Source organism: Nodosilinea sp. LEGE 07298 (assembly GCF_015207265.1).
Lineage (GTDB): Bacteria > Cyanobacteriota > Cyanobacteriia > Phormidesmidales > Phormidesmidaceae > Nodosilinea.
Genome location: NZ_JADEXE010000607.1, coordinates 1 through 1,063 on the forward strand (window position 1 = coordinate 1; position 1,063 = coordinate 1,063).

Genomic DNA, 1,063 nt, shown 5'->3' on the forward strand with positions numbered 1-1,063 from the left:
GGTTCAGAGTCCTCTAGCCTGAAGGAGTTTAGAGGGCCTGAAGGACTTGATTCAGCTACAGGCTGAGCCTCTAATGGATGGGTCAACTCGGCGAGATCGAGAGCTGAGTCTGTGGTGAATGCGGCTGAGAATGGCGTGGCGGTGCTGGGCGACAGCGATTTGGCCTGGCGCAGCAGCGTTTGCCCGTCTTCGAGGGCCGATCGCACGATCGCATCGCTTTCCTGGTTTAGCCGCAGCTGAAAGCAGTCGATCAGATGCGATCGCACCGACATCCCCGCCAAATAGCTGCCATCTACCGCGCCCTGCTCGGTCAGTCGCACTAGCCGCCGCACTGCTACCAGTCGTTTCAGCGGGTCGGGATGGCTGAGCAAGCCCAGATTGTGCTCCACCTGGGCGATGGGGTCGGCATTCCACAGGTCGTCACTGCGCTCTGCCGAGCGGGACGATCGCAGCAGCGCCCCTACCGCAAACAGCGCCAGCGCCCCCTGCCCGGTCAGCAGCAGCGCCATCAGCAGTGAGTGAGTGCTGTGCCACAGGGCCGTAAACGTGTAGGTGCTCGCCCCCGCCACCCCGGCCAAAATCAGCGCCTGGTGCTGGGGCGAAGTGGGCAGCGGCAACCCTTGCTGAAGCCGCTGCATTAGCCCTTTGCGCTGGCGCGGCGAGAGCTGCAAAATCTGCTGATAGGCTACCAAACCGATTCCAGCCGAGATTACCAAGGCTCCATTGACCAAACCCAGAGCCAAGCTACCTACGCCCAGACCCCACATCTGCGGATGCTTGAGACGCGGCAGCGATCGCCGCCATCCTGGTTGCAGGAGCGCCGCTGTAGAGCGCGACGGCGGCGGTGGCGAAACATCTAGAGCGGGACGAGAGATGACAGGGGAAACCACAGGAACTTGTTACAAATGAGCAGCGTGAACCAAGGCTTAGCATAGCCTGCCCCCCTATCTTAGGCCCCTTTTTACAGGAAAACTTTGGCATAGAACTGTGGACAACAAAACGCTTGAGCCATCGACAAGTTCTCCACTAAGCTTTGGCGGCTACAACCCATCCACCCATCCAC

The 1,063-nt window shown here is 60.4% G+C and carries 1 protein-coding gene; it reads right to left on the reverse strand.

Features of this window, described 5'->3' with window-relative positions; genetic code table 11:
• A partial coding sequence (locus IQ273_RS33385; protein ID WP_228054386.1) for a hypothetical protein occupies nucleotides 1-890 on the reverse strand: 890 nt, incomplete at its 3' end.
• Nucleotides 891-1,063 lie beyond the last annotated feature (173 nt).